At 60.2% G+C, this 25,603-nt stretch carries 25 protein-coding genes; 14 read left to right on the top strand and 11 right to left on the bottom strand.

The window, feature by feature from the left end; genetic code table 11:
* The first annotated feature begins 111 nt into the window (after positions 1 to 111).
* The 5 genes from BLU15_RS25795 to BLU15_RS25775 all read left to right on the top strand — a co-directional run bounded on the left by BLU15_RS25795 (position 112) and on the right by BLU15_RS25775 (position 5,594).
* Positions 112 to 1,059 carry an MBL fold metallo-hydrolase gene (locus BLU15_RS25795; protein WP_060521211.1) on the top strand — a complete coding sequence of 316 codons (948 nt, stop codon included), beginning with the start codon at positions 112 to 114 and terminating at the stop codon, positions 1,057 to 1,059.
* Between the two features lie 142 nt (positions 1,060 to 1,201).
* A complete protein-coding gene (locus BLU15_RS25790) occupies positions 1,202 to 2,689 on the top strand; it encodes a cyclic nucleotide-binding domain-containing protein (RefSeq protein WP_090299299.1) in 1,488 nt (495 codons plus the stop codon).
* 145 nt (positions 2,690 to 2,834) lie between these two features.
* Positions 2,835 to 3,245 carry a cupin domain-containing protein gene (locus BLU15_RS25785; protein ID WP_089045334.1) on the top strand — a complete coding sequence of 137 codons (411 nt, stop codon included), beginning with the start codon at positions 2,835 to 2,837 and terminating at the stop codon, positions 3,243 to 3,245.
* 58 nt (positions 3,246 to 3,303) lie between these two features.
* Positions 3,304 to 4,062 (top strand): SDR family oxidoreductase, encoded by a 759-nt coding sequence (locus BLU15_RS25780; protein WP_060582815.1) that lies wholly within the window; start codon positions 3,304 to 3,306, stop codon positions 4,060 to 4,062.
* A gap of 338 nt (positions 4,063 to 4,400) precedes the next feature.
* A complete protein-coding gene (locus BLU15_RS25775; protein WP_090299296.1) occupies positions 4,401 to 5,594 on the top strand; it encodes an MFS transporter in 1,194 nt (397 codons plus the stop codon).
* Positions 5,595 to 5,604: 10 nt separating this feature from the next.
* Here the strand turns inward: BLU15_RS25775 and BLU15_RS25770 are convergent, their stop codons facing one another.
* The gene (locus tag BLU15_RS25770; RefSeq protein WP_090299294.1) at positions 5,605 to 7,125 is read right to left on the bottom strand and encodes a PAS domain-containing sensor histidine kinase; all 1,521 of its coding nucleotides are present in this window, start codon (positions 7,123 to 7,125) and stop codon (positions 5,605 to 5,607) included.
* Between the two features lie 252 nt (positions 7,126 to 7,377).
* Between BLU15_RS25770 and BLU15_RS39605 the strand changes: the two genes are divergently transcribed.
* The 4 genes from BLU15_RS39605 to BLU15_RS25755 all read left to right on the top strand — a co-directional run bounded on the left by BLU15_RS39605 (position 7,378) and on the right by BLU15_RS25755 (position 10,789).
* Complete coding sequence (locus BLU15_RS39605; RefSeq protein ID WP_176960357.1) at positions 7,378 to 7,854, top strand: carboxymuconolactone decarboxylase family protein; 477 nt, start codon at positions 7,378 to 7,380, stop codon at positions 7,852 to 7,854.
* Positions 7,855 to 9,156: an alpha/beta hydrolase gene (locus BLU15_RS25765; RefSeq protein ID WP_176960356.1), complete on the top strand. Its 1,302-nt coding sequence runs from the start codon at positions 7,855 to 7,857 to the stop codon at positions 9,154 to 9,156.
* 689 nt (positions 9,157 to 9,845) lie between these two features.
* Positions 9,846 to 10,376 (top strand): NUDIX hydrolase, encoded by a 531-nt coding sequence (locus tag BLU15_RS25760; RefSeq protein ID WP_090299291.1) that lies wholly within the window; start codon positions 9,846 to 9,848, stop codon positions 10,374 to 10,376.
* A 191-nt stretch (positions 10,377 to 10,567) separates the two neighbouring features.
* Positions 10,568 to 10,789: a hypothetical protein gene (locus tag BLU15_RS25755; RefSeq protein ID WP_090299288.1), complete on the top strand. Its 222-nt coding sequence runs from the start codon at positions 10,568 to 10,570 to the stop codon at positions 10,787 to 10,789.
* 323 nt (positions 10,790 to 11,112) lie between these two features.
* On the opposite strand, the gene BLU15_RS25750 is transcribed toward BLU15_RS25755, so the two are convergent.
* The 6 genes from BLU15_RS25750 to BLU15_RS25725 form a co-directional block, all read right to left on the bottom strand.
* Positions 11,113 to 12,027, bottom strand: coding sequence for a TIM barrel protein (locus tag BLU15_RS25750; protein WP_090299286.1), 915 nt, complete (start codon positions 12,025 to 12,027; stop codon positions 11,113 to 11,115).
* Positions 12,028 to 12,054: 27 nt separating this feature from the next.
* Positions 12,055 to 13,176 carry a sn-glycerol-3-phosphate import ATP-binding protein UgpC gene (locus tag BLU15_RS25745; RefSeq protein ID WP_090299284.1) on the bottom strand — a complete coding sequence of 374 codons (1,122 nt, stop codon included), beginning with the start codon at positions 13,174 to 13,176 and terminating at the stop codon, positions 12,055 to 12,057.
* Between the two features lie 42 nt (positions 13,177 to 13,218).
* Positions 13,219 to 14,106, bottom strand: a complete 888-nt coding sequence (locus BLU15_RS25740; RefSeq protein WP_090299280.1) for an ABC transporter permease subunit — start codon at positions 14,104 to 14,106, stop codon at positions 13,219 to 13,221.
* Between the two features lie 7 nt (positions 14,107 to 14,113).
* Positions 14,114 to 15,004 (bottom strand): carbohydrate ABC transporter permease, encoded by an 891-nt coding sequence (locus tag BLU15_RS25735; RefSeq protein WP_090299277.1) that lies wholly within the window; start codon positions 15,002 to 15,004, stop codon positions 14,114 to 14,116.
* 76 nt (positions 15,005 to 15,080) lie between these two features.
* Positions 15,081 to 16,424, bottom strand: a complete 1,344-nt coding sequence (locus BLU15_RS25730) for an extracellular solute-binding protein (RefSeq protein ID WP_090299274.1) — start codon at positions 16,422 to 16,424, stop codon at positions 15,081 to 15,083.
* Between the two features lie 438 nt (positions 16,425 to 16,862).
* Entirely contained in the window at positions 16,863 to 17,114 is a 252-nt protein-coding gene (locus tag BLU15_RS25725; RefSeq protein WP_090299270.1) for a hypothetical protein, read from the bottom strand.
* Here BLU15_RS25725 and BLU15_RS39600 point away from each other — a divergent pair.
* Complete coding sequence (locus BLU15_RS39600) at positions 17,101 to 17,364, top strand: hypothetical protein (protein WP_176960355.1); 264 nt, start codon at positions 17,101 to 17,103, stop codon at positions 17,362 to 17,364. The genes BLU15_RS25725 and BLU15_RS39600 overlap by 14 nt on opposite strands.
* Positions 17,365 to 17,656: 292 nt before the next feature.
* On the opposite strand, the gene BLU15_RS25715 is transcribed toward BLU15_RS39600, so the two are convergent.
* Positions 17,657 to 17,848 (bottom strand): hypothetical protein, encoded by a 192-nt coding sequence (locus BLU15_RS25715; RefSeq protein ID WP_143034259.1) that lies wholly within the window; start codon positions 17,846 to 17,848, stop codon positions 17,657 to 17,659.
* A 372-nt stretch (positions 17,849 to 18,220) separates the two neighbouring features.
* Between BLU15_RS25715 and BLU15_RS39595 the strand changes: the two genes are divergently transcribed.
* From BLU15_RS39595 to BLU15_RS25695, 4 genes are all read left to right on the top strand, one after another.
* Positions 18,221 to 18,397, top strand: coding sequence for a hypothetical protein (locus BLU15_RS39595; protein ID WP_176960354.1), 177 nt, complete (start codon positions 18,221 to 18,223; stop codon positions 18,395 to 18,397).
* Positions 18,398 to 18,866: 469 nt separating this feature from the next.
* Positions 18,867 to 20,834: an AI-2E family transporter gene (locus BLU15_RS25705; RefSeq protein ID WP_090299262.1), complete on the top strand. Its 1,968-nt coding sequence runs from the start codon at positions 18,867 to 18,869 to the stop codon at positions 20,832 to 20,834.
* A 373-nt stretch (positions 20,835 to 21,207) separates the two neighbouring features.
* The gene (locus BLU15_RS25700; protein WP_090299260.1) at positions 21,208 to 21,819 is read left to right on the top strand and encodes a TetR/AcrR family transcriptional regulator; all 612 of its coding nucleotides are present in this window, start codon (positions 21,208 to 21,210) and stop codon (positions 21,817 to 21,819) included.
* 36 nt (positions 21,820 to 21,855) lie between these two features.
* Complete coding sequence (locus BLU15_RS25695) at positions 21,856 to 23,079, top strand: MFS transporter (protein WP_090299257.1); 1,224 nt, start codon at positions 21,856 to 21,858, stop codon at positions 23,077 to 23,079.
* Positions 23,080 to 23,241: 162 nt separating this feature from the next.
* Here the strand turns inward: BLU15_RS25695 and BLU15_RS25690 are convergent, their stop codons facing one another.
* From BLU15_RS25690 to BLU15_RS25680, 3 genes are all read right to left on the bottom strand, one after another.
* Positions 23,242 to 23,802, bottom strand: a complete 561-nt coding sequence (locus tag BLU15_RS25690; protein ID WP_090299255.1) for a 2'-5' RNA ligase family protein — start codon at positions 23,800 to 23,802, stop codon at positions 23,242 to 23,244.
* Positions 23,803 to 23,915: 113 nt separating this feature from the next.
* Positions 23,916 to 24,665, bottom strand: coding sequence for a DNA polymerase III subunit epsilon (locus tag BLU15_RS25685; protein ID WP_090299252.1), 750 nt, complete (start codon positions 24,663 to 24,665; stop codon positions 23,916 to 23,918).
* Positions 24,666 to 24,982: 317 nt separating this feature from the next.
* Positions 24,983 to 25,603: aldehyde dehydrogenase family protein (locus tag BLU15_RS25680; RefSeq protein WP_143034258.1), on the bottom strand; the 621-nt coding region annotated here is incomplete at its 5' end.

The following is a 25,603-nucleotide window of genomic DNA, read 5'->3' as shown; positions in this document are numbered from 1 at the left end:
AACGGGCCGACCTAAACCGAGGTATAGCTCGACCCTCGATATCGCTCGAACCTAGAGTCCAGGCCGTGAACTGTGAAAAGCATTCTTCGATCAGGCAAACAGGAGGGCGTCATGTCGCCGCTAGAAGCAAGATCTCTTACGAACACGACCTTGGAGCCTGCCCCGCCCGGTCGATCGGCTCCGGAAGAGCTGGTTCCATCGCGCTATGCCGTGCGGGTCGGTGACATTGAGGTGCTGGTGGTCAGCGATGGCGTGCTGCCATTGCCAACCACGATGTTGGGACACAATGCCGACGCCGCCGATCGGGCAGCCTGGCTCGACGGCATGTTCCTGCCGACAGACGCCTTCGACTGGTCGCTGAACGTGGTCGTGGTGCGAAGCGGCGCACAGACCATTCTCATCGACGCCGGGCTTGGCCTGGATCCGGACCTGAACCTGCCGCGGGCAGGCCAATTGATCAGGCGGCTGACGGCTGCAGGCATCGATCTTGGGTCTGTGACCGATGTGGTTCTCACGCACATGCACATGGACCATATCGGCGGATTGCTCGTTGATGGCGTGAAGGAGCAATTGCGTCCGGACTTGCGGATCCACGTCGCCGCCGCCGAGATCAAGTTCTGGGAGGCGCCTGATTTCTCCCATGCGGTCATGCCGCAGGGTTTCCCGGATGCGCTGAGGGCAACTGCCAAGCGCTTTGCGAACGAGTACCGCGACCATCTTCGACCGTTTAAGGACGAGTGCGAGGTCGCGCCGGGCGTGGTCGCTGAGCGCACCGGCGGCCATACGCCCGGGCACTGCGTGGTCCGCGTGGCCTCGGGAGGCGACCGGCTGATGTTTGCCGGCGACGCCCTGTTCGCGGTCGCCTTCGACCACCCCGACTGGTACAACGGCTTTGAACACGACCCCGAGGAGGCGGCTCGCGTTCGGGTGCGTCTCATGAAGGAACTGGCCGAGACAGGATCGTCGCTGGTGGCCACGCACCTGCCTTTCCCGTCCGTTGGGCATGTGGCGATCGATGGCGATCGCTTCCGGTGGGTTCCGGTGTTCTGGGACTACTGACGTCTACAATTGAGCGCGTGGCGTGCAAGAACCATCGGTTCGGGTTGCAACAAGGGCGGGTTCGCCCTTGTCCTTTTCAGAACAAGGCGCCACCAGCCGGCTGTAGCGGAGGGAGAAACGCCGCCTCGCCAGGGGAGTGGGAATGGACCAGAAAACGCAATTGTTCCCCGTCCTCGTTTGTGTTCTGGGCATTGCCGGAATTGTCGTCTGGCATCTGCAGGGCAGGGCGCGCCCCACGGCGCGGCTGATCGTGCAGATCGCCTTCTTCGCGTCGATGACGGCGGCGCTCGCCTACAGCGACCTCAATCCGTTTCGCTACGACCGGACCGATCTCGACGGTGCGCAGACACTGCTCGTGGCGGCAAAGACCCTCTGGTGGGTTCATCTCTCCTGGGCGGTGATCGGGTTCGTCCGGCTTTATCTTGTCCTCGATGGCCGGCCGCGAGAAGCACGATTGATCCAGGATCTGGTCGTTGCCGTCGTCTACCTCGGCGTGCTGCTCTCGATCCTTTCATTCGTCTTCGGCGTGCCGATCGGGGGCTTGCTGGCGACTTCGGGCGTCATTGCGATCATTCTCGGTCTCGCATTGCAGAGCACGTTGGGTGATGTGTTCTCGGGCATAGCCCTGACCCTCGGCCGACCTTATGTCCTTGGTGACTGGATCTGCCTCAGTGACGGAACGGAAGGGCGGGTGGTCTCAAGCAACTGGCGTTCGACGCATCTACTGACCGCAGCGCACAATCTCGTGGTCCTGCCGAACAGTGTTCTGGCAAAGGTGGGGCTGACCAACATCAGCCAGCCGGACGAGAACCATCAGATCATTGTCTCGGTTCGCGTGGCTCCGACGCGTATGCCGCACATGATCGTCGACGTGATGCATGCTGTTCTCGACAGTTGCAATGCGATCGTGAAGCAGCCCGCTCCCATTGTCGGACTGGTGGGGATTGATGCCAGCGCGATCACCGTCGAACTCCAGTTTAGGGTCACCAGCCCGGCACAGCGCGGCCCGGCGCGCAACGAAGTCATCGACCTCGTCTATCGGCATTGCAGGGCGAACGGCGTGCAACTGGCTTTGCCTGCCGGGAGCCTGCTCATAAAGAACCCTGACAGGTCCGACCCGCAGCACGCCGTCGCACCGGCGCAGGACCTGATCGACGCGATCCCGATTTTCTCCAATCTCAGCCAGGAAGAGCGCGATACGCTTGCAGCCGCGGCGACGCCGCGCAGCTTTGCCGCCGGCGCCGAAATTGTCAGAGAAGGCAGGTCGTTCGAAAGCCTGATGATGATCAAGAACGGCGTGGTGGCGATGAAGAGCGGCGATGTGGAAATCGCGCGCCTGGCCCCCGGCGATTTTTTCGGCGAGGACGGCCTGCTGGCCGGAATAAAGGCGAAACACGACCTCCATGCCGTCACCCGCCTTACCGTCTATGAAGTCGATCAGGCAGCGTTCGCGCCGCTTTTGTCGAAGCGTCCGGAAATTGCGGAGGATCTGGCAATTCATCTGGCGCAACGCGAGGCGATCGGAGCAAGTTCGGAATTGCCTGCAAACCAGCGCGAGCGACGCAAGCTGGACCTGCTTCATGCGATCCGATCCATCTTTCGAAGCCAGCGTGAAAGCGCGAAGAGCTGAAGCGGTTGCGCGGTGGTTCGGACGCGGGCACGACATCTGCCGAGACAAAATCGCCGCTGCGGCAAACCTACGTATATCTGTTTCTCCCCGGAGGCCGGCCATAGGATCCCACCCGTTGCCAACAACGTGAATGGAGGAGAAATCCATGCGAAGATTAGCGATTGGCTTGCTGTTTGCGACGCTGATCACCGGACCGGTAGCGGCCTCCGACGAGCCCTACAATGCCAAGGTGACAGTGGTGTTCGACCACGCGCTTCCGAATGTGCCGGGCAAGAGCATGCGCGGCGTTCTGGTCGAATACGGCCCCGGCGGGCACAACCCGTCACACACCCACCCCAAGAGCGCCTTTATCTATGCGACGGTGATCGAAGGCAGCATCAAGAGCCAGATCAACGACGGTGCCGTGAAAGTCTACAAGACCGGCGAGAACTGGATCGAAGTCCCGGGTGATCACCACCGCGTGAGCGCGAACGCAAGCGACAGCGAGCCGGCAAAGATCTTGGCCGTTTTCGTACTCGATACCACCGAAACGGAGATGGTGTTGCCCGCAAAGTGAAGCCCTTCTTCATGATCGGATGCGGTGATCCATCGACGAGCCCGCAAGGAGCAGAACCATGAAAATCGTTATTATCGGCGGCACGGGCCGCATCGGCTCTAAGGTCGCAGAGCACCTCAGAAATAAGGGCCACGACGTTGTGCAATCGGCGCCGTCCACCGGCGTTGATACGCTGACGGGCGAAGGGTTGGCCGATGTGCTGGCCGGTGCCGAGGTGGTGCTCGACGTCAGCAACTCGCCATCCTTCGAACCGAGTGCCGTACTTTCGTTCTTCGAACGATCGACCGCGAACCTGCTCGCGGCGGAGCGTGCAGCCGGCGTCAGCCACCACGTCGCCCTCTCCATCGTTGGCATCGAACGGTCGCCCGATAACGGTTATTTCCGAGCCAAAGTCGCGCAGGAGAGCCTGATCAAAAAGGGCGGCGTCCCGTACACCATCGTAAGGTCGACGCAGTTCCTGGAGTTCCTAGGCGGCATAGCCGACGAGGCAACGGTCGACAGGACTGTCCGTGTCTCATCCGGCGCGTTCCAGCCAATCGCTGCAGACGACGTAGCAGCCTTCGTTGCAGAAGCGACGATCGGCAAACCCGAGAACCAGACGATCGAAATCGCTGGCCCTGAAAAGAAGCCCATGAGCGATTTCATTTCCGAGTATCTGGCAGCCGTCGGCGATAGCCGCAAGGTTGTTGCCGACCCGGACGCCAAGTACTTCGGCACGCGCGTTGATGATCAGGCACTGGTTCCTCTTGGATCCGCCAAGCTGGGTAAGCTCGACTTCATGACCTGGAATGCCAAACAACCTCAGGCCGCCGCTTGAGGTCTTTGCGGAGGGGCGATGCGGCGACAAAACGCCCACCGTCCCCGACGCGCTTGTCTCTAGTGCGACCACGCACGATCGGATGTTCCGCCCATCGCAGGGCTGACGTCCTGTCGAGGATTTGCTCTTGAAAGGACGAGGTAAGCCAAGTTTACGGTCCACACCTTCATCGATCATGATAGAAATGGCAGTCGGCGACCGTTCCGAAGCTCGCAAAGGACGGCTCGTGCAAACTTGATGTGCGACATACGGGACCGGCGTCGGCAAATCGCCGGCGCCCATGTTGTGAAATGCAAAGGTGATTTTCAACAAACAGGAATCGGTCGGGAAACCGGGCCATGGCCAATCCTTCAACAGCCTCTGTCGCGTCTGGCGATCCGCTTTCACTTGTGATCGGCGCAACGGCCTGTCAGGTGATTGGTGGCCTCGCTCCGCAGATGTCGCCCTTCGTGGTCGCGGGATTGATTGATGGTCTTGCACTGTCGGAGCGTGACGCCGGTATCGTAGCGTCGGTCGAATTGCTGGCCTTGGCCGTATCGGCGATCCTCATTGCACCTGTGCTACCGCGGCTATCCTACCGACGTGCCGGGATGTCTGCGCTGGTATTGACCGTGGCGGCTCAAGCCGCCTCTATCGTATCAGATGGATGGACGTCGCTGGTCTTGTTGCGCGGCGCTGCAGGCATCGGCGAGGGAGCGCTCTATGCCATGTCGCTCAGCCTTGTCGCGTCTCATTGCTGCAATCCGGTAAAAACTTTTGGTTTGTTCCAGCTCGTCTGGGCAATCGGCAGCGTGGTGCTGTTCGGCATAGGCGGCGAGGTGACCGCAGCCTATGGTCACAGAGGGATTTTTGCGCTGTTGGCGGGTTTGACGCTGGCCCTATCTCCGTTTCTTCTTCTCATACCGGATCTTCGAGGTCTGAAGCGGACCGCCACCCGGACGCCACCTTCTGTGCCTCTGCTTGGAAGCCTACTGTTTGCTGCCATTGTTCTTTACGTCGCGGTCTCCGCCGGTCTATTTGCCTTCAGCGGACCGATGGGCGAGCGCATCGGTCTGGACACGGCCGCGGTAGGGTACATTCTCACCTTGTCGACGGTCGTCGGGCTTGCCGGCGCCGGCGCGGCCACGGCACTGAATGTTCGCTGGGGCAGGGCGGTCCCGATCTCCGCATTCTGCCTTGGCTACGTCGTGGTGGCACTCGTCCTTTGCCTCTGGACGAACCCGGTGGCCTACAGTGTCGCCGTCATCCTGTCCGCCGTCCTTTACTACTTTTCACTTCCGTATCTTTTTGGCCTGGCCGCAGCACTGGACCAGAGCGGGCGCTGGGCGGCAGCAGCGGGGTCGGCTTACCTGCTCGGATTTGCTGCCGGGCCAGTCTTTACCGGCGCAGTGATAGCAGCTTCGGGATACGCAAGCCTTGCAACCGTATGCGTCACCATGACCATCGTCGCCTGGGCCCTTGCCGTTTCCATCGTCGCACGCGCTTTTCACGGAGACCGCTTGGCCGACCGGCTCCGAAATTCGGCAACTTAGGCTGACACCCCTAGTCGGTCGAGGCGACAGGCAAAGTGAATGCCACCGTTGCGCCTAACGCCTCGTTGTTGGCGACCCACAGGCGGCCGCCGTGGGCTTCAACGATCGATCGGCAGATCGGCAAACCCATTCCCATGCCGTCGCTTTTCGTCGTAAAAAACGGTTCGAACACGCGCTCGGGATCCTTGAAACCGCTTCCGGTGTCCTCAACCGAGATCCTGACGGTGTCGGGGTGATCGTGGCTGGACAGAATCTTCAGCGAACGCAGTGGGTTCGTCGTGTCCATGGCCTGCATGCCGTTGCGGATCAAGTTTACCAGGACCTGCTGGACCTGAACCCTATCGAGCGAAACTCTGGGAAGATGCTGGTCCAGGGCCAGGTCGATGCGCGTCGTCGTTGCCGCGATTTCATCTGACATCAGATCAAGAACCTCATGGACAAGCCGGTTTACATCCTCGACCGCCCGTTCCTGCGGCTGATGTTTGAAAAGGGCTCGCATGCGGCTGATGACCTCGACGGTCGCCGCGACGTCCAGGGTAATTCGCTCTGCCGCACGCTTGCCTCGATTAACGTTCGGAGGATCGGCCGAAAGCCAGCGCAGGCACGCGTCAGCGTCCGCGGCGATCGCCGCCAGCGGCTGGTTGACTTCGTGCGCAATCGAGGCGGAAAGCTGCGAAAGATTGGCCGCCTGGGTCGCGCGCGCAAGCTTTTCGGCCGAACGGCGCAAGGCAGCCGTTGTTTGCACTTGATCCTCTATGTCGTGGCAAAGGCCGAACCACTGGACGATGTTGCCGTCCTCGTCGCGCAGGGGCTCCGCGCGGCCAGACATCCAGCGATAGGCGCCGTCCGCTCGAAGCAATCGATATCGCATCGAAAATCGCTCCCCGGTCGCAAGGCAGCGGGTTAGCTCGGCATAAACGGCGTCGGCGTCGTCCGGATGGAAAATCGTGTCCATGACGGATGCAATGTCACTGACGTTTGACAGGTCAAGACCCAGATAGTCGGCCATGCGCCTGTTAACGAGCGTCGTTGTGCCGTCGGGTGTCAGGCGCCATAGATTGCTTGGAACCATATCGACCAGCAGGGATAGTTCGACGGAACGGGCGCGAAGGCTCTCCTCAGCCTTCTTCTGGTGTTCGATGTCGATGGTTTGCCCATGCCAGACGGCGACACGGCCCTGGGCGTCCCTTGAAGGCCTCCCCGATGCGCGAAACCAGCGAAACTCGCCGTCCGCGCCACGCAGACGGTGAGCGCTGTCGAGCGGCTCGCCCGTTTCCACGCTCCGCCGCCAGGTCGTCGCCACAAAACGTTGATCGTCTTTGTGAATGCGTTCAAGCCATGCGCCGTGGTCTTTCAGGCTGCTGCCGAAGTAGGCGTCCATGCTCCGGTTGCGATAGATGAACCGGCCGGTAGTATCCATCGACCACATGTGGCCGGGTGTGTTGTCGAGAAGATCAAGCGCGAGCTCGGCGATATCGCGAGTATGCTCGCGAAAGTGGGCATCTTTCCTCAGTCCATCGTCGTTCGACATCTGTCGCTCCGCAGAAGACGACGGTCAACAAAATGACTGACGCCGAAGCTCGGCGGTGGACCGGCAGCCTTGGTGAAAGAATGGCCGCATTATATCCCGAAGGCCTTCGTTTTCAATCTGACCCACCGTTGGCCGGCGGCCCGTGGTCGAGCGGCGCATAAACGGATGTATAGCTGCCGGACTCGATGCGTTTCCGGCACGATAACAGGCGACCATGTCGGTCAAGAGTGCCAGGCGGAGGATGGAACATCGATGACCCAGCGGTTCAACTACTCCAAGCTTTCCCCCGGCATGGTCAAAGCCATGATGGCGCTCGGCAACGAGATCAAGAATGGCGCGATTGAAGAGAGCATACTGATCCTCGTCGACATGCGGGCGTCCCAGATGAACGGGTGCGCGTTCTGCATCGACATGCACGCCAAGGAAGCGATTATCCACGGCGAGCGGCCGTTGCGCCTCTTCCATATCTCAGCCTGGCGTGAGTCCACGTTGTTCTCGCCACGTGAGCGGGCCGCACTTGCCTGGACGGAAGCGTTGACGAAGCTCGCAGACGGCGGTGTTCCCGATGCAATCTACGACAGCGTGCGGGGTGAACTATCCGAGCAGGAGATTTCCGATCTCACGTTCCGGATCATGGCGATCAATGCCTGGAACCGCATCAGTGTCGCGGCCCGCACCGTTCCTGGTTCCGCCGACAAGGCCTACGGCTTGGACAAGGCCGGTCTCTAGATGGATTTTTGTCGGGCAATGGCAGGGCTCCTCATGCTTGTCTGCCTTGTCGGCTGTGCGACGCCAAGTGCCGAGGTCTCACCGCAGCCCATCACCACGTCACCGGCGCCCCAAGGCTCGCAGGCTGCTCGTACGCCACAAGCTTCCGGGTCTCCCGATCTCCTCTACATCACGAACCGAGAGCCGATAGTCGCGTCCGGCAACAGGCTGTCGTACGGTGCCAAGCGTGCCATATTCCTGAGCTTCGGTTCGGTATCGATCATCCAAAAACGCAACTCTTCCGCCGGCAAGAGCGAATTTCGTGTCGACACTGTTTCCGAGACTGGCCGGTTTCCGGCAACGCCTTACGGCGTCGTAACGACGGCGAGCGGGCTACGCCGCACGCCTGAGGCGGTCGCGGCGCATGAACAGGCTGTCGCATTGCTGCAGGCCGAGATTGCCCGGCGTCTCGCGACAGCCGGACGCAAGGAAGTCGTCGTCTTCGTCCACGGGTACAACAACAGCTTCGACGATGCCGCACTCGCCACCGACGAGATTTGCCGATCGCTGCAAAACCAGTTTGTTTGCATTATCCTGACTTGGCCCGCCGGAGGGACTGGCGGCTCGTTCTTTGGCTACAACATTGACCGCGAGTCGAGCGAGTTTGCGGTCGCGGACTTCAAGAAGGCCGTTCGCGCCATTGCCGAAACGAAGGGTCTCGAGAGGCTGCACCTGCTGGCGCATAGCCGTGGAACCGATGTGCTCGCAAGCGTCATGCAGCAGCTTGCCATCGAAGCCTATGTCAGTCGATCCTCGCTTTGGCAGCGTTACAAGATCGCAAACGCTGTGTTTTTCGCTCCCGATATCGATCTCGATGTAGCGTCGTCCAAGTTGTTCGCCTGGGTCTCGGACCCGGACCTTGCCTTCGGGAGCAAATCGGCACCAGACACATTGCCCTCTCAAGGCTCCCTGCACCTTACGGTCTATTCGTCTCCCAGGGACGAGGCGTTGAAAGCGTCAACGATAATCTCTGGCAGCGCCTTGCGGCTTGGACAGCTTGCCGTTGGCAATCTTCCCAGGGGCAGGAGCGAGGCGGCGGCCAAATGGGAAGGGTCGCATATGGGCGGGCTGGTCGATTTCGTCGAGTTTTCGGGCGGCGGCGGCTTCATCGGCCACAGCTACTTCTTGTCCGACGCCACCATCAAGATAGACTTGGTTGCGCTCATTCGCGACAGAGCCAAAGCCGGCGATCCCCGACGCCAGCTGGTCGAGATCAAGCGCCCATTCTGGCGAACGTCGGATGCCTCACAGGCGACGCCATAATTGTCTCAGGACTTTGGCGGTCGGTTTCCGTCAAGCCGCGTTGCATCGCTCCTTGGCCAACCCCGAAGGCACTGGGTACCTGGCGCGGCCGCTGATGGATTCACTCTGCCTGCGTCGAAGATTAGCCTGTGGTGCGGAAGCTGGCCGGGTAAGCGGCGGCCGAGCGATCTTGGGCAAGGGGCTCATGTCCGTCTTCGTCAAAAGATAGAGCCGTGTTCTGAAACCAGTTGTCCGAAACTGAGCCTTTACCGCCGCTTACCTGAACGCGCGATTTCTATGGCCCTCTTGTGCTGAGTACGGCGCGACAAAATTGCCCATTGATGTGCCGGCAAGAAAGGGCGATGTGAGGGGCATGCATACGGAAACTTTCATCAGGATGTCGCGGCTCATCGAGCAAGCACGCTCCCCTACCCGGAGCCGGCTGCCCTGATCCTGTAACGCCGCCATAGTCCCCGCCGCTCCGGGAATCCACTGACCAACAGTGCGGTTCATGATTGACGGAGTGTACCTATGCCCGCGTCTCCAGCTCGCCCCGTTTGCATCGTTTGCAACCGGCATCTTCCCCTTTCTGCTCGCCGTTGCCCGTGGTGCGCGACGCACCGCGCTGCCGGCCGCCGCAATTCCGGCCTCGTGCGCGAACGCAGTGCGCATCCGCCGGTTCTCTGTGCGTTTGGCGGGGGGAGCGGAAAATGAAGGACGCCAGGAGCATTTACGCCGCTGCGGAGGCTGCACCGGAAGAGATGCAGCAGGTCGGAGTTCTTCCCTGGCGCATCGCCAAGAATGGCGAGGCAAGGATATTGCTCGTGACATCGCGCAGGAGCGGGCGGTGGATCGTGCCCAAGGGATGGCCAGTGAAGGGCTTTGCGCCCCGTCAGACCGCATCGCGGGAAGCATTGGAAGAGGGCGGAGTTATCGGTGTCCTCTCTAAGGCGCCGGTGACGACCTATCGCTACATGAAATGCCTGGGTAACGGCGCAAACGTTGCCTGCCGCGTGGCTGTGTTCGGGCTGAACGTGCGCGGGACACTGGTTGATTGGCGGGAAAAAGCACAAAGGCAGCGGCGGTGGTTCTCGCTCGCCGCGGCGGCGGACAAGCTTGATGACCACGAACTTTCGGCGTTCGTGCGCACACTGGATGCCGCATCCGAGTGTTTAGAGCCAACGACCGGCGCCACCAGGAAAAAATCGGCGCTCGACGAGATCCTCATGTTGAGGCGTTAGACCGGTGTCGACGGTTCCGCACCTCGAAAAGTGGGGGCGACCAGTTAAGTCCGTCTGCAGCCATAGGGTCAGTCGCGCACGATAATCGCCTGGCGCCACTACCTGCGACGGCAAGAGCGGCGCCAGGAGTCTCCCAGGAATGATCCTTCAAAGGCCGACCTACCCGGCCAATCCGCATACGGAGAGAAGCAATGAGCTTCAGATACAGTCATACCTTGCCGATCAGTGGCGCAAACAAGCTGCCCCGATTCAAACAGTGGGCCGCCGAGAACATCCCAGGGATCGCCTTGTCCCTGCCTCCGCAGGTCCCGGTCAAAAGTACCGCCTTGACCGTCCGCCTCAAGTCCGTTGAGGATCGCGCCATGCTGGTGGCGAAGCTTGAAGGCGTGGATCTCGACAGGAAGACCCGCTAGTCCCCCTCTCGTTCACCGCGCGACCGGTGAGACGGTTGAACCGGCGATCGAGACACTGGTCTCCGGTTCTGTTCCTCGCATGAAAAAGGTTGCGTGGTCGACCGCCAAAAAAGCCGAAGGAAGAAGTTCGGTCCCTGCTCACGTCAACGCCAGGAGACGACATCATCGATATGACCCAGTCGCTGGCGATGCCGGGCGGCCGAGAGGCGTAGACCAGAAAAGCACGGCGTGGGGCCCAAGTTGAGGCGCACGATCTTGTGGATCGCGCGCCTCGGAAATTTTTGATCCTGCCGGTGTCGTTGCGTGAGGCAGTCGGTGGCGCGTTAAGCAGCGCGCCGAAGCCCTACGCCCGCCGCCAGACGCCTGGCTTGCTCCAGGCACGCCGGCTGCTGATCGGCAAAACGCTCAGCGCTGACTTCCATGATCAGCGTTGTATCCGGAAGGAACGTCAGCTCAGAGAAGATGTCATTCCAAGCAATGTCACCCCAGCCGATCGGCAGGTGCAGGTCGCCGATACCGAGCGCAGTCGCCTCTGCCGGATGATAGAAGCGGTTCATGGAGTAGGGCAGGCCGAAACTGTCGTGCACATGCAGGTGACCGGTCACCGGGGCCATGGCCCTGAGTTCATCACGGAAATCGAGCCCACGATGCGTGGCCTCGATATAGGCATGCGAGAAGTCGATCAGTGCGACGACGTTGTCGGAACCGATCGCCCGCACCGTTTCGGCAACCTGGCTTGGGGTCTGGCGGTACTGGCCGCTTTCCGTCGTGAAGATGTTCTCAAGTGCGATGCGAACGCCGTAGCCTTTTGCGACTTCCGCCATCTCCGCAAGTGCGTCGCGTTCCATCTTGTCGAGGTCAGCGGCGTTCTCGCCGGCGGCAAGCTGTGCTGCACCGGAGTGGTGGACGAGGATCCCCGCGCCAAGCCGGTCGCACAACTCGAGCATCGCTCTTACGACCTTCTTCTGCAGATGATGGTGCTGGCGATCCATGAAGTTGGAGACGATCTGGCCGTGCAGCGATAGCTTGTTGAAAGTGTACCTCTTCGTGATCTCGGCGACGCGCTGGACGCGGTCTTCGATGATGCGACCGCCGCTGACGATGTCTTCGCCATAGATCCCGATCTCGCAGGCGTTTGCACCCGTCTCGGCAACTTCGCGTAGCGAGGCGTCAAGGCTCGAAAGATCGCCCTTGCCTGTCCGGTTGCAGAATCCCACGGCAGAAATGATGTCGTTCATTACGGTTCTCCTGATCTATGGAAGAGTTCAGACTGCTTGGAGTGTCGGTTGGCTGGCGGAACTGCTCACGGCGCGCGGTTCCAGATCGATCTCGATCCGGCGACCGGTTTCCTTGTCGAAGAGGTGGAGGTGCGCGAGCGGCAGCTTCAGGGTAACGCGATCGCCCGGCCGCACACGCAGATGCTCGTCGACAGCGGCGGCGAAGGGATAGCCGTTCAGGTCCGAGTGAATGACGCGGCCGGAACCGAGTTCCTCGAGGAAATCCACCTTGATCGAGACGCCGTCCGGCGCAACAACACATTGTTCCGGTCGGATGCCGACCGTGATTTGTCTTGTGCCCAATCGCGTGGCAAGGCCCTTGTTGATCGGCATCTTCGTTCCGCCGAATGTGAGGCAGGCGTTGTCAACGTCAACGGTGGCTTCGAACAGGTTCATCGCCGGTGAGCCGATGAAGGATGCGACGAAGACGCTTGCCGGCCGGTGATAGATGTCGAGTGGCTGGCCCACCTGCTCGACCACGCCTTTGTTCATAACCACCAGCTTGTCAGCCAGCGTCATTGCTTCCACCTGGTCGTGCGTGACGAAGATAGACGTTGCTGCGAGACGCTGATGCAGTTTGCGGATCTCTGCCCGCATGGTGACGCGAAGTTTGGCGTCGAGGTTCGACAGCGGTTCGTCGAAAAGAAAGACGTTCGGCTCGCGAATGATCGCGCGCGCCATGGCAACGCGCTGCCGCTGGCCGCCAGAAAGGGCAGCAGGCTTGCGATCGAGATAATCGGAAAGCCCGACGATCTTGGCCGTTTCCTCGATTCGACGCAGGCGCTCCGCCTTTGCAACACCCGCCACCTTCAGGGCGTAGCCGATATTTCCTGCAACGGTCATGTGCGGATAGAGGGCGTAGTTCTGGAACACCATGGCGCAGCCGCGTTCGCGCGGTTCGAGCTTGTTCACAACTTTTCCATTGATCGCGATCTCACCCGCGGTGATCTCCTCAAGCCCCGCGATCATCCGCAGAAGCGTCGATTTTCCACAGCCGGAGGGGCCGAGGATCACGACGAATTCTCCCGAGGCGAAAGCGAGGTCGATGCCATGCAGGGTGGGGTTCTTTCCGTAGGATTTTCGCACGGCGCGAATTGCGATGTCAGCCATGAGCGCGGACCTCTCTGTCTGTTCTGATTGGGGAAAGCGGGGTCATTTTTCCGTGGCCACGAGGCCGCGAACGAACCACCGCTGTAAGACGGCGACGACGACGAGCGGCGGCAGCATGATGAGCAGTGATCCGGCGAGCGTCACATTCCAGTCCGGCGTGCCGTTGTCGGCGGGCAGAAGGGCTACCAGCGACATCATCGTGGTCTTGTATTGCGGGTCCGTCACCATCAGGAGCGGCCAGAGATACTGGTTCCACCCGTAGACGAACATGATTGTTGTCAGTGCCAGCATGTTGGTGCGCGAGAGCGGAAGTAGCATATCGATGAAGAAGCGGATCGCGCCCGACCCGTCCATGCGCGCAGCCTCCGCCAGTTCGTCCGGCAGGGTCAGGTAGAACTGGCGATAGAGGAAGGTTCCGGTCGCCGTCGCGATCAGCGGCAAAGTGAGGCCGGCGTAGGAATTGAGAAGATTCCAATCGACGGAGACTTCGAAGCCGGTGACGGCGAAGATCAGCAAGCGGATCGGCTGGAACAGGTCGGCGGCGACGGCATAGGTCGGGACCACGCGTACTTCGAGCGGCAGCATCAGGGTGATGAACACCATCCAGAAGAAGAAGCCTTTCAAGGGTGTTCGGAAGAACACGATGGCAAAGGCCGTCAGCGCCGACAGCGCCACTTTGCCGACCGTGACGAGGCTTGCCATCACGAAGCTGTTCAGCATTGCCGTTCCGAGATTGGCGCGCGACCAGGCCGCACCCATGTTCACGAACAGGCGATCCTGCGGCACGAAGCTGAAGGGTATGGCGTTGACTTGCTGGAAGGTCTGGCTGGCGCCCGACACGATGACGATGAAAGGGCCGATCAAGAGCAGGAAGCCGAAGATCATCACGCCGTAGGTCAGCGCGTTGGCAAAGGGGGTCCGCTGGATCATGGAAGCCTCACTTGTAATGGACCTGGCGCTCGATGAAGCGGAACTGAATGAAGGTGAAAATCATGATGAGGCCGATGAGCACGAGGCTCTGGGCGGACGCACCGGAGTAGTTCAGGCCGCGGAACGCCTCCTCGACGATGCGGTAGACCATCACGTCGGTGCCGTGGTTCGGGCCGCCATTGGTCGTGCGGGCGACGATGCCGTAGGTGTCTGCCCCGACGAAGCCCTCAGTCATCATGATGACCAGCAGGAAGAAGAGCGTTGGCGCCAACAGCGGTATCTGGATATCGACCGCGCGGCGGATCGGGCCGCAGCCGTCCATGGCGGCCGCCTCGATGAGCGAGCGCGGAACCGACTGGAGGCCGGCGAGCAGGAAGATGAAGGTATAGCCCGCCCATTTCCAGGCAAAGACGACGATGACGAGGATGAGGGCGTGGCTGCCGTACTTGGCCGGGTTCCAGAAGTCAGGAAAGGCGGCATTGACCGATGCCATCAGGCCGCGTTCCGGCGACAGGATGAAGCGGAAGGCCATGCCGGCTGCAGGCCCGGCAATCGCATAGGGCAGAATGTAGAGGAACCGGAACGGCGCGGAGCCCGGCAACTGCCGGTCGACAGCTAGGGCAAGGACAAGGCCGATGAAAATGGTGGCGAGCGTGCCGCAAAGGGCGAATGCCAGACTGACGCCAACGGAGTTCCAGTAGAGCGGATCGGCAAAGACTTCCTCGAAGTTGGCAAGGCCGACGAATTCGGCGTCACCCCCGAATGGCGGCTCCAGCGTGAAGGCCCATCGCAACACGGCGACCGCGGGCCAGTAGAAAAAGAGCAGGATCAAAATGATCTGCGGCAGGGCGAAAAGGCTGGGCAGCCACCAGCTGCGAAAGGCCGCGCGCTTGTCCATATGTCGAAATTCCAATGCGCAAGAAGAGCGATCGGAGCCTGCTGATGTTTACGGCAGGCTCCGGGCGGATCAGATTTTAGTTCAGCGTCTGTCCGGCGTAGGTCTTCTCGAAGCGACGCAGAACGGCATTGCCGCGTTCGACCGTCTTGTCGAGTTCGGCCTGTACGTCTGCGTTCTGCATGAAGATCGCTTCGAGGGCGGTTGCGAATTCCTTGCGGATCTGCGTGAAACCGCCGAGGCGAATGCCGCGGGTGTTTTCCGAGGTCGGGGTGAAGGACAGGCTCTGGATGGCGAGTTCGCGGCCCTTATAGGGAGCCTTGTCGTAGAAGCCATTGGCCTTCATGGCGTCGAAGCCGGTCTTGGTCACCGGGATGTAGCCCGTCACCGTCGACCACCACTCGGCCATTTCCGGCGTCGCAAGGTAGTTGAGGAAGGCGGCCGCGCCCTTGTATTCGGCTTCCGGGCGACCGGCGAGCACCCAAAGCGAGGCGCCGCCGACCAGCGAGTTCTGCCGCTCGGTGCCCTTCCAGACCGGCAACATGGCGACTTCCCATTTCACATTCTCGGGAAGGGTCTTGCCGATCGTGCCGTGGTCGGCGACCGAGGTCTGGATCATTTGGCAGGTCTGGGACGTGAAGGCTGGGACAATGTCCATGCCGAGCTGCTTGGTTTTGACCACGAAGAGCTTCTCGTCAGCCATCTTCTTGAAGAACTTCACGTGGTCGACGAACTTGGTTTTGTTGACGACAAGCTCGGCGTCCAGTCCGTTATAGCCGTTCGCCTTGGTTGCGATCGGCTGGTTGTGGACCGCCGAGAACTGCTCCATCAGCGGCCAAGTGTCGAAGTTGAACGCGAGCGGGCATTCGAAGCCGGCCGTCTTCAGCTTGCGGGCTGCTTCCTCGACCTGCTCCCAGGTGTCCGGCTTGAAGTCGATGCCGGCCTTCTGGAAAGCGTCGACGTTGTAGTAGAACATCGCGGTCGAGGAGTTGAACGGGAAGGAGTTCAGCTCGCCCTTCGCCGTTGCGTAGTAGTTGGCGATACCGCCGAAATAGTTGTTCCAATCGATGTTGTAGCCATTGTCGGCCATCAGCTTCTTGGCGGGCACGAAGGCGCCGGACAGCATCATGTCGAGCGTGCCGGCATCATAGATCTGGGTGATCGCCGGCTGCTTCTTGGCGCGGTAGGCGGCAATCGTGTTTTGCAGGGTGGTGTCGTAACCGTTTTGCGAGGTGCAGACGATCTCGAATTCCGACTGGCTCTCGTTGAACTTCTTGCAGGCATCCTGGACGCGTTCGCCAAGATCGCCCGAAAGGCCGTACCAGAACTCGAATTTCGTCTTTTCGGCGGCTGCAGCCGGCGCGCCAAACGCGACGCTAGCCATCAGGCCGAGGAATACGGAGGTAGTGACGGAGACTCTCATTTGCAGAACGCTCCTTGCAGGATGGCGGACACCAGGATCGGTGGCACGATGAAGCCGGAGCGCTTGCTAACAGCTGCGTGTGACAGTCCGTGACAATCTGCATGATGATAAAATGAAAGTTTCGTAACGCGGGCGCAGACAGGCAGGCTAACCAATCTCCCCGTTTTGCCCTTGATGGTCCAAAGCTGGGCAACCTCAAAGTGCGTACCCCTCCGACCCATTGTGGTCCCCAGGAGCAGAAATGCTCCCCCGAATTAAGGGCCATGAAAAGGAATGGCCCCGTCGGGCGGCGACGAGGCCATTGCTTATCGGGGCTTCACTTGCGGAGGGATGGTGAAGGCGTCAACCTGATCGGGGGCTTAGGGTTTTCACAAAAAGAAAGCGCAGGTGCCTCGAACGGGTTCCATCTCCTGTTGCGAAAGTTGGACCAGACCTTTGCTATTTTGGAGGAGGGAAGTCGTCGTCGGGGTCGTACCTGTCCGGATCAAGGATGCTGTCGAGCTCTATTTCCTCGGGCTCGTCAAGATCGTCTTCATCCTCGGTTTCGTCAAATTCCGGCACTGGCTCGCGCGGTTCGCGCAAATCCCCCTTGCCGAGCGGGCTATCGTCGGGGAAATCGGTCGGCTCGCGTCCGTGTGCGATCAGCCTTTTTGCGATGCTCTCGCTGTTACCGCTTATGTTAGGCATCATCACCGTTCTCCTTGCCTGTGTTGTGGCCTATCGTCGAAAATCCGTTGCTGCGAGGACAACCGACGCGCACGAGGACCCGGTCAGCCCCGGCAATATCCTCAGCGATACGGCGGATAAAATCGTCACCACTGCTATGGCTGACCTGACCCTCTATGACGACGGATGTTCCGAGCACTCTGAAGCAGAGATTTTGCGTATCGAAGGGTGCTTCGGACGCCAGGGCGTACTTGATCGAAACGATCAGCCCTGAGATGTCAGCCCCTCCGCCGCCCCGGCAATCGAACCAGGTCTTATAAAGACCATAGGAAACTCCTTCTCGGAGTCTCAACTCACCGATGCTGACCTTGTTCCTTGTCGGGTTGCTAATTTATTTATGTCAAAAGAAGTGACCCGAAAGGCGACTGAAGGGCCACGAGAGTATATCGCTTTTCGTGGCCCAGCAGGATGGAACACAGCGGTCCCGCCCTCCAAACCGCCCGGATGAAATCGGTTCCGCTCCCGTTTTAATTTTCCTCGTCGCCGAAATATGAAGGCCGAATAGCTCAGTGGAGTGGGGAAGTCTTATCCTTGCGAATGATGACGCCGGCCGTTTCCTCGAACATCTTTTCCTTGGCATCCAGCATGAACCACCGGTTGTGCGCCAGTTCAATCAAGGCGTCGGCGACCTCTCGCTCGGACCAGCCGGCCGCCTCGCCATATTCGGCGACCGATTGGAAAACATCGTCCATTGCCATCTGGCAGTCCAGATCTCGATCCGGGTACAAGCCCGTCTGTTTCGGCGATACGTATCTTGGATGCTTTGCCATAACGGACCTCCTTGGATCCGCAGTAGAGCGCATTAAGCTATCCTCAAGCTTTCGGTAAAACGCGTGCGACTTTCCTGTTGTTCCCGGCTCTGCGCCATCCATCGTTTAAGGGTGCGCGCGAGATGGCTGGGCCATCCGACGCTTTTGAAATCACGGGAGCTTTCGAAGCGCGAGGGGACGCAGTCCCATCTACGACTTTCCTCGGGGCCTGCGGCGGGCAGCGGGAGAGTTTTGTCTGAACTTGGCGAGCGAGCGCCTGAGTTTCGCGATGTTCTTAGTGACGTGCTCGATGATGAGCAAATGCTTCTGTCTGCCCAGCGGGATGGCGCTTCCGCACCTTTCACAGTGGAGGTGCTCGTCGTCCCTCACTCGGTCGACCGGTGCCCCGTTTTCGTGGCCGCACTCGGGGCACTCGACGTCGATCTCATCGTCAAACATAACGCTCCCTCGATTGAGAGCGGATACCAGCACGTCTGAAATTGGGGAGCAATGCTTAGACGCTTACTCAAAAGGGGCTACAATTCCGCCGCGAACAGGCAAGTATCGTAACTTTTCACCCGTTCGTTCTATGGCCTTGGAAACGCTGATCCACCCTCGGCGAGGATCATGCGCGATGCTTGCGGCATCGGTCAGCGTGTCTCTGATCTGCAACTTCGCCAGTCGCCATATGGACCTCCCAAGGAACGCACTTTTCTCGCGCCGCCGAGCCACACCCCAATCATCACCGCGACCACTGCCAATCGGGGAGGCGCAGTTAGCCTTTGCCGTCGGGACCTCGCCGTCTGGCTTATTTGTGCGTCTGTTCTAATATTCTCAGTTGGTCGGTCGTGCTGACCGGCAATGCCTATGGATTGACCACGCCTGCCTGTAGCTTGAGAGCCACCGGGCCGCAGCGTTCACAGTTGGAGGCCAGAAGGGGCATGGCTGGAAGGTCCTGGGAGGGGCAATGCTGAGATTTTCGCGAAAGAGTGGGAAAGACCCGGTCAATATGGCCGACGAACTGCATCCGCTGACCTTCTCGCGGGCCACCGCTGAGACGTCGAAGCTGCCAACGCTTGCAGCAATTGCTGCAACGGTGGCGGCGCTCTACATTGCCAGGGATGTCTTCCTTCCGTTGGCGATTGCCATCCTTTTGACGTTTGCTCTTGCACCCGTCGTCTCAAGGCTGCGCCGCGCCGGCTGCCCTCGCTCGGTCGCGGTTATCGGGACCGTAACGATGGCATTCCTGTTCCTCACCGCATTTGGCGTCATGGTGGCGCTGCAAATCAGCGAGGTCGCGCGGGATGCGCCGAGATACCAGTCAAATATTGTCGAGAAGATCCGCTCTCTAAAAGAGGCTGGATCGGACAGCCAGATACTCGATCGGCTGAGCCGCGTGATGGAGCGGGTCAGCGTCGAGCTCAGCCGACCTGAAAAAGATGTGGCTGTGTCGCCCGCGACAGCGCCTGAACCGAAGCCGCTTCTGGTAGAGATATTTTCGCCGCAGCGCCCGATCGAGATCCTGATGAGCGTCATCAATCCGCTCCTAGGTCCCTTGGCAACCGCTGGCCTCGTCATCGTCGTCGTCATCTTCATGCTGTTCGAGCGCGAGGATCTGCGCGACCGATTCATCCGGCTTGTCGGGTATGGCGATCTTCATCGAACGACCGAGGCGCTCCAAGATGCGGGCGCTCGTGTGGGCCAGTATTTGCTCATGCAGCTCGTCGTCAACATCACCTATGGGGCGCCGCTCGCGATTGGCCTTTGGCTTTTAGGGATTCCAAACGCACTTTTGTGGGGCATGCTCGCGATCGTGCTGCGCTTCGTGCCCTATATCGGCCCGGTGATTGCTGCTGCCTTGCCCCTGTTTCTCGCGTTCGCAGCGGCTCCGGGCTGGAGCTTGGTGGTTCTGACGCTTGGGCTCTTCATTGCCCTAGAACTTGTAAGCAACAACGTTGTTGAGCCATGGCTATATGGGTCTCGCACAGGACTGTCTCCCCTTGCGATCATTGTTGCTGCCATCTTCTGGGCCTGGCTCTGGGGCCCGGTTGGACTGGTACTGTCGACGCCGCTCACCGTATGCCTGGTTGTGCTTGGCCGTCACGTCCGCCAGTTCGAATTCCTCGAAATTCTGTTGGGCAATGAGGCTGTCCTCAATCCAAAGGAGCGCCTTTACCAACGGTTGCTGGCGGGAGACCCGGACGAAGCAACGGATAATGCAGAGGAGATGCTTGAGGAAATGTACCTCGTCGAATTTTACAACACGGTTGCCATTCCCGCGCTGCTTCTGGCCGAAAGTGACCGTATGCGTGGTGCCTTGACGGAAGAGCAAGGAGCACGGGTTGCCGAAAGTGCAGGCACACTGGTTGCCAATCTCGAGGAGATCGCGGTTGAAGAGGAAGACGAAGACAAAAGCGAAGATCCCGACCTCGAAAAAACCGATGAAAAACTGAACGATTATGAACTCCCCCCTGGCGAGGGGCGATCCGTACTTTGCCTAGGAGGGCGAAGTGCGCTCGATGATGTCACGGCAATGATGCTCGTGCAGGTGCTGCGGGTACAAGGCGCGGACGTCATTTATTTTAGCCATGAAGCTCTCAGGCCGCAAAAAATCAAGGAACTGCCGATGGAGGGTCGGCATGCCATCGTTCTCACTGCTCTCGATCGAGAATCCATGCGCCACGCCAAATTCCTTGTCCGGCGCCTGAAGCGGCTGGCGCCTGGAGCGCGGGTCGGCATAGTTCTATGGCAGGACACGGACGAACACGAACCCGGGAAGTTAATCGTTGAGGAAACGCAAGCGGACTTTGTCGTTTCTGCGATCACGGACGCCATCCGGGAGGCGCTGTCGACGGAAGCACCGCAACCCGTCAAGTCGGCACATCCGGGGAGCGCCGGGCGTGCGGCGGTGCAAGGGCCGGCCCATGGCGGTTAGGGCAGTCCCGGTGAGCCAATTCGTCGGGCAGATCCAAATCGAGCACTGTTCGCCTGGAGATGCTTCCCCGAAAGGGAAGCACGTGTACGTGCTAAACAGATTGTTCAGCCGGCATCTTGAGAGACATTAGTCAGCCATGCCCTTCAGCCCCTGGCCACCCGTTGCTGGAATGTCGCACTTTCTATCGAACTCGCCCACGGGCGCCTTTCCTGCATGCTGCCTTCAAGGATCCAGTATCGTCGGCAAGCAACATGAGTAGCTCGTCTTTACAACACATGCTGTCAAATTGAAGTCGTGAGGCCGATAGATATCGGCTTGACCAAATCCTTTTGACGGCCTATTAGGGAACGATCGTTTCCTAATAGGCCGTCAAATGAATTCCGAAAGCACCCCCCATCGCCCCGTCGGGCGCCCCCGCGAATTCGACATGACCCAAGCTCTGGATGCGGCGATCCGAATATTTTCGGAGAAGGGCTATCACGGAACCTCCATCGCAGAACTGAAAGCCGAAATGGGACTGACTGCCGGCAGCCTATACAAGGCGTTTCAGGACAAGCGTGATGTCTTCGTCGCTGCCTACGACCGATATAAGCAGGTCCGCGCCGACCTTCTGGAACAGGCATTGTGTTCAGCCACCACCGGTCGCGAAAAGGTTGCCCGCATCATCGGGTTCTATGCCATGTCCGCCTGTGGTGAGACCGGCAGGCGTGGATGCCTGGCCATCGGCGCCGCCGTGGAACTGGTTCTTTCCGATGCCGAGATCGCCGCCAGGGTCGGAAGACACAATCGCAAGCTCGTCACGCGGCTCGAAGGTTTCATCCGCGATGGCCAGTTGGATGGTTCAATTCGCCATGACGTCGATCCAGCAAGTACCGCGCTTGCGCTGTTTTCGTATCTGCAGGGCGTGCGTATCGCCGGCAAGACCGGAGAGTTGGAGAACCAGATGCTCCCTTCCGGCGAAGCAATCTTGCGCATTCTTGACTGATCAACCCGCCCGCGTCATTTCTCCCAAGGCATCTTCATGACAACTCCAGCTTCCCTCGCCCAGCCGCAGCGCCCGGCCGGACTCTCTGCCGGCATGACATTTCTGATGGCCGCCGCCTGCGGCCTGATTGCCGCCAACCTCTATTATACCCAGCCACTCGCCGGGCCGATCGCACTCGACATCGGCCTACCGGCAGGGGCAACAGGCTTGATCGTGACCGTGACCCAGATCGGCTACGGCCTCGGGTTGCTGCTCCTCGTGCCACTGGGTGATCTCCTGGAAAATCGTCGGTTGATTGTGACTATGATCGGCCTGGTTACTCTTGCCCTGATTGCGGCCGGGCTCTCCACCACACCTGGCCCCTTTCTGACCGCTTCGCTCGCCATCGGGCTCGGCTCGGTTGCTGTCCAGATGATCGTGCCATTCGCTGCCAACCTTGCACCGGATGCGGTTCGGGGCCGGGTCGTTGGCAATATCATGAGCGGTTTGATGGTTGGGATCATGATGGCGCGGCCGATTTCCGGACTGATTGCCGGCGTCAGCTCCTGGCATGCCGTGTTCTATGTTTCCGCGATCGTCATGGTCGGGCTTGCAGCCCTTCTATGGGCGCAATTGCCGACCCGCATGCCGGCGGCAGGTCGTTTGAGCTACGGCCAACTGCTCAAGTCGATGGCCCAGCTTCTCGCGACGCAGCCGGTCCTGCAACGGCGCGCCGCTTATCAGGCCTGTCAGTTCGCCGCATTTAGCCTCTTCTGGACCGTGACGCCGCTTTATCTTGCAGGGCCCAGCTTTGGTTTGGGTCACAATGGCATTGCGCTTTTCGCCCTGGCGGGTGTTGCGGGTGCAATTGCTTCGCCTATCGCTGGGCGCCTTTCTGATAAGGGATTGGTGCGACCGGCAACGGCGTTCGGCCTTGTCAGTGTCGCGGCCGCCTTTCTGATGACGCAAATCTCTGAAGGCTCGAACTTGGCGCTCACGCTTCTGACGCTTGCTGCAATCCTGCTCGACTTCGGCGTCACCATGACGCTGGTGACGGGGCAGCGCTCGATTTACGAACTCGGCGCGGACTTGCGCAGCCGGCTCAACGGCTTGTTCATGGCAATCTTCTTCACTGGCGGCGCCATTGGTTCTGCCTTGGGTGCCTGGGCATTTGCCTCGGGTGGATGGTGGCTCGCCTCCATGATCGGCTTCGCACTGCCCGTCACAGCTTTCGCCATCTTCCTGACTGAGACCCGGTCAAAACGATGCTCGGAGAATTGAGCGAGTTCGGCATCGCTTCCGTCATCGATGTGTGGCTCGCGCGCTGTGACGGGAGGTGGTCTTTTCCTGGTGCGACCCAAAGTCTTCTTTCGGGGCCTCTGGGCCCCGACCCTGTTGGTCATAAGCGCGCGGATACAGCATCGGTGTCCGCTCAGCAATTCGTCAACGATCGTCGCTGAGCCGGCCTTGTGGCGCTGCACGGGGAGCGGAGACCAAGTCGAAGTCGACGGCCCGTTCGAGCTGCCAAGGTCCGCCTAGATATCTCCAGAGATCCAGTCCTTCCAGCGTCAACGATCGTGGTTTGAAATCGTGCGTCAGTTGCCGGTACAAGGTGTCTGCGGCTGACCGCGAAACCTTGTTCTGGACGGTGATATGCGGCTGCCACCTCTGCACGTCCTGACCGCCCAGCCATGGCATGAAAGCGCGCTTTAGTTCTGCATAAAGGTCTTCAAGCGCAAGACTTCTGATCGTGAACGCGACGCCCGCGCCGAGATGGCGAACACTGGCTGCCTCCGCGCGGATCTGGTCACGCTTGGTGGCCGCGGCCCGCAATTCCCCAACGATGCGCTCGAGGTGTTCGCCTGGTAGCCGATGAAACATCGTGAGGTGAGCGCGGAGGAAGTTTCGCTCCGACGGAAAATGCACGTTTCGAAGGCGATCGAAGATCTCAAGATCGATCTCCGCGATCCGGGCGGTGAGGATAAGCGGTGTGCGTGTCTTCAAGGAAATTCCTGTCGATGCTGGGTAGAGTACTTCACCAAGGCAGATTACCGCGTTCGCCGAGCGCCACGCTGGTGCGGCCCGTCAGTCGGCGCATTCGCGACGCACAGTTCCAGTCACAGCAAGGTTTGCTGCGCTGGCTCGTCGGCAGCGGTCGGTTCGAATTCACCGCGCCTTTGCAACTCGGTCTGGGCGCTGAAGCGGATGTCGCTATCTCTATCGCGAAGAAATTCGGTGAGCGTCTCTGTACTTAGGCGATCCCAGCCCTTCCCACGATCAGGCCCGGAGGGCACGCGCGGCAACAAGCCCGGCTCGGCACTCCACGCCAGCAACTGATCGAGCGATGCAGCGTTCAACAGGTCGCGCAGATGATGGGCCGTCACATAGGCATCCGGCATGCCTCGATGGGCCGGAAGACCTATCTCGTGAACGAGCCCTTCCGGCATACGCTGGTAGCGGAGCATCTGGTTGGAAAACCGTGGCAGATCGGGCCAAATCCGTAGGGCGCACTTCCAGGTACAGATCCAGGGCAAGCCGCCGGTGAGACGAGGCGTGCAATACCGTTGTTCGAAGGCTGCACGATGTGCGGCCAATGCGTCGATCCCGCCGGGCGGATGCAATACTTCTGGCGCCACATTTTTCCAGTAGGGCGCACCGGCGACTTGCTCGTCGAGAATATGATGGATGGCCATCGTGTCGGGCGAAATCGGCCGCCCCGGATTGACCATCAATGCGCCGCGTTCATCGTTGACGATCCAGCGTCCCTTGTCTTCAAGGATCACGTCCTGCCACCCTATCTCGCAAACGTCGTTCGGTCCGTTGCCGGCCGTTTCCAGATCGATGACGCGAACGCGGGATATCGACAATGCCTGCTGTTCCTTCGTCCTACTGTGGCCACCATGCTTTTGATGCGAGCCGGCCGCTACGGCTCTCTCTACAATCAAGGCAGCGGTGCTCAATTATCTAGTGCCGCAAGGTCATGCCTGCCAGTTTGAATGACGTTGTGCAAAGTCGAACTTCCATCCTCACGAGCCGCACCTCGTTGTCCAAGGACTGAACCGTCAGGGTTTGTGTTTTTCGTTAAGGTGTGCCCGGTCGGATTCAGCTGGAAAAATCGCCACTGTTTCCGTGCAAGAACACAATAGGACGTCGCTCCTCAGCCACGTTTCGCCGACCGCCGGCGTCAGACGCTCTTTCGCGTGACGAAGCGTGTTTCCAGATAGGCCTCGATCGCTTCGGAGCCGCCCTCGGTGCCGTAGCCGGAATCCTTGATGCCGCCGAAGGGGACTTCGGGGAGCGCCAGGCCCAGATGGTTGATCGAAATCATTCCGCTTTCGACCTCGCTTGCCAGGCGGTGGGCGCTGCGCTCCGATCCGGTGAAGGCATAGGCCGCAAGACCAAAGGGCAGGCGATTGGCCTCGTTGATCGCCTCGTCGAGATCATGGAAGCGATTGATGATCGAGACCGGACCGAACGGCTCGTCGTTCATGATCCGGGCGGAAAGCGGCACGTCCGCCAGAACCGTCGGCTCGAAGAAGTAGCCGCGGTTGCCGATGCGATGGCCGCCGGTCGCCAATCGGGCACCATGCTCGAGCGCGTCGGCAACCAGGCTTTCGATCGCCGGGATGCGCCGCTCGTTGGCAAGCGGCCCCATGTCGACGCCGGCTTCGAGACCGTTGCCGACCTTGATCGTCTTCGAGGCGGCGACGAAGCCGTCGAGGAACTGATCGGCGACGCGCTCCTGCACGAGGAAGCGGGTCGGCGACACGCAGACCTGGCCGGCATTGCGGTACTTGCTGGCGGA

The sequence above is a fragment of the Ensifer sp. YR511 genome (assembly GCF_900103045.1).
GTDB classification, from domain to species: Bacteria; Pseudomonadota; Alphaproteobacteria; order Rhizobiales; family Rhizobiaceae; genus Ensifer; species Ensifer adhaerens.
This window is presented reverse-complemented; position numbering and strand designations above follow the sequence as displayed.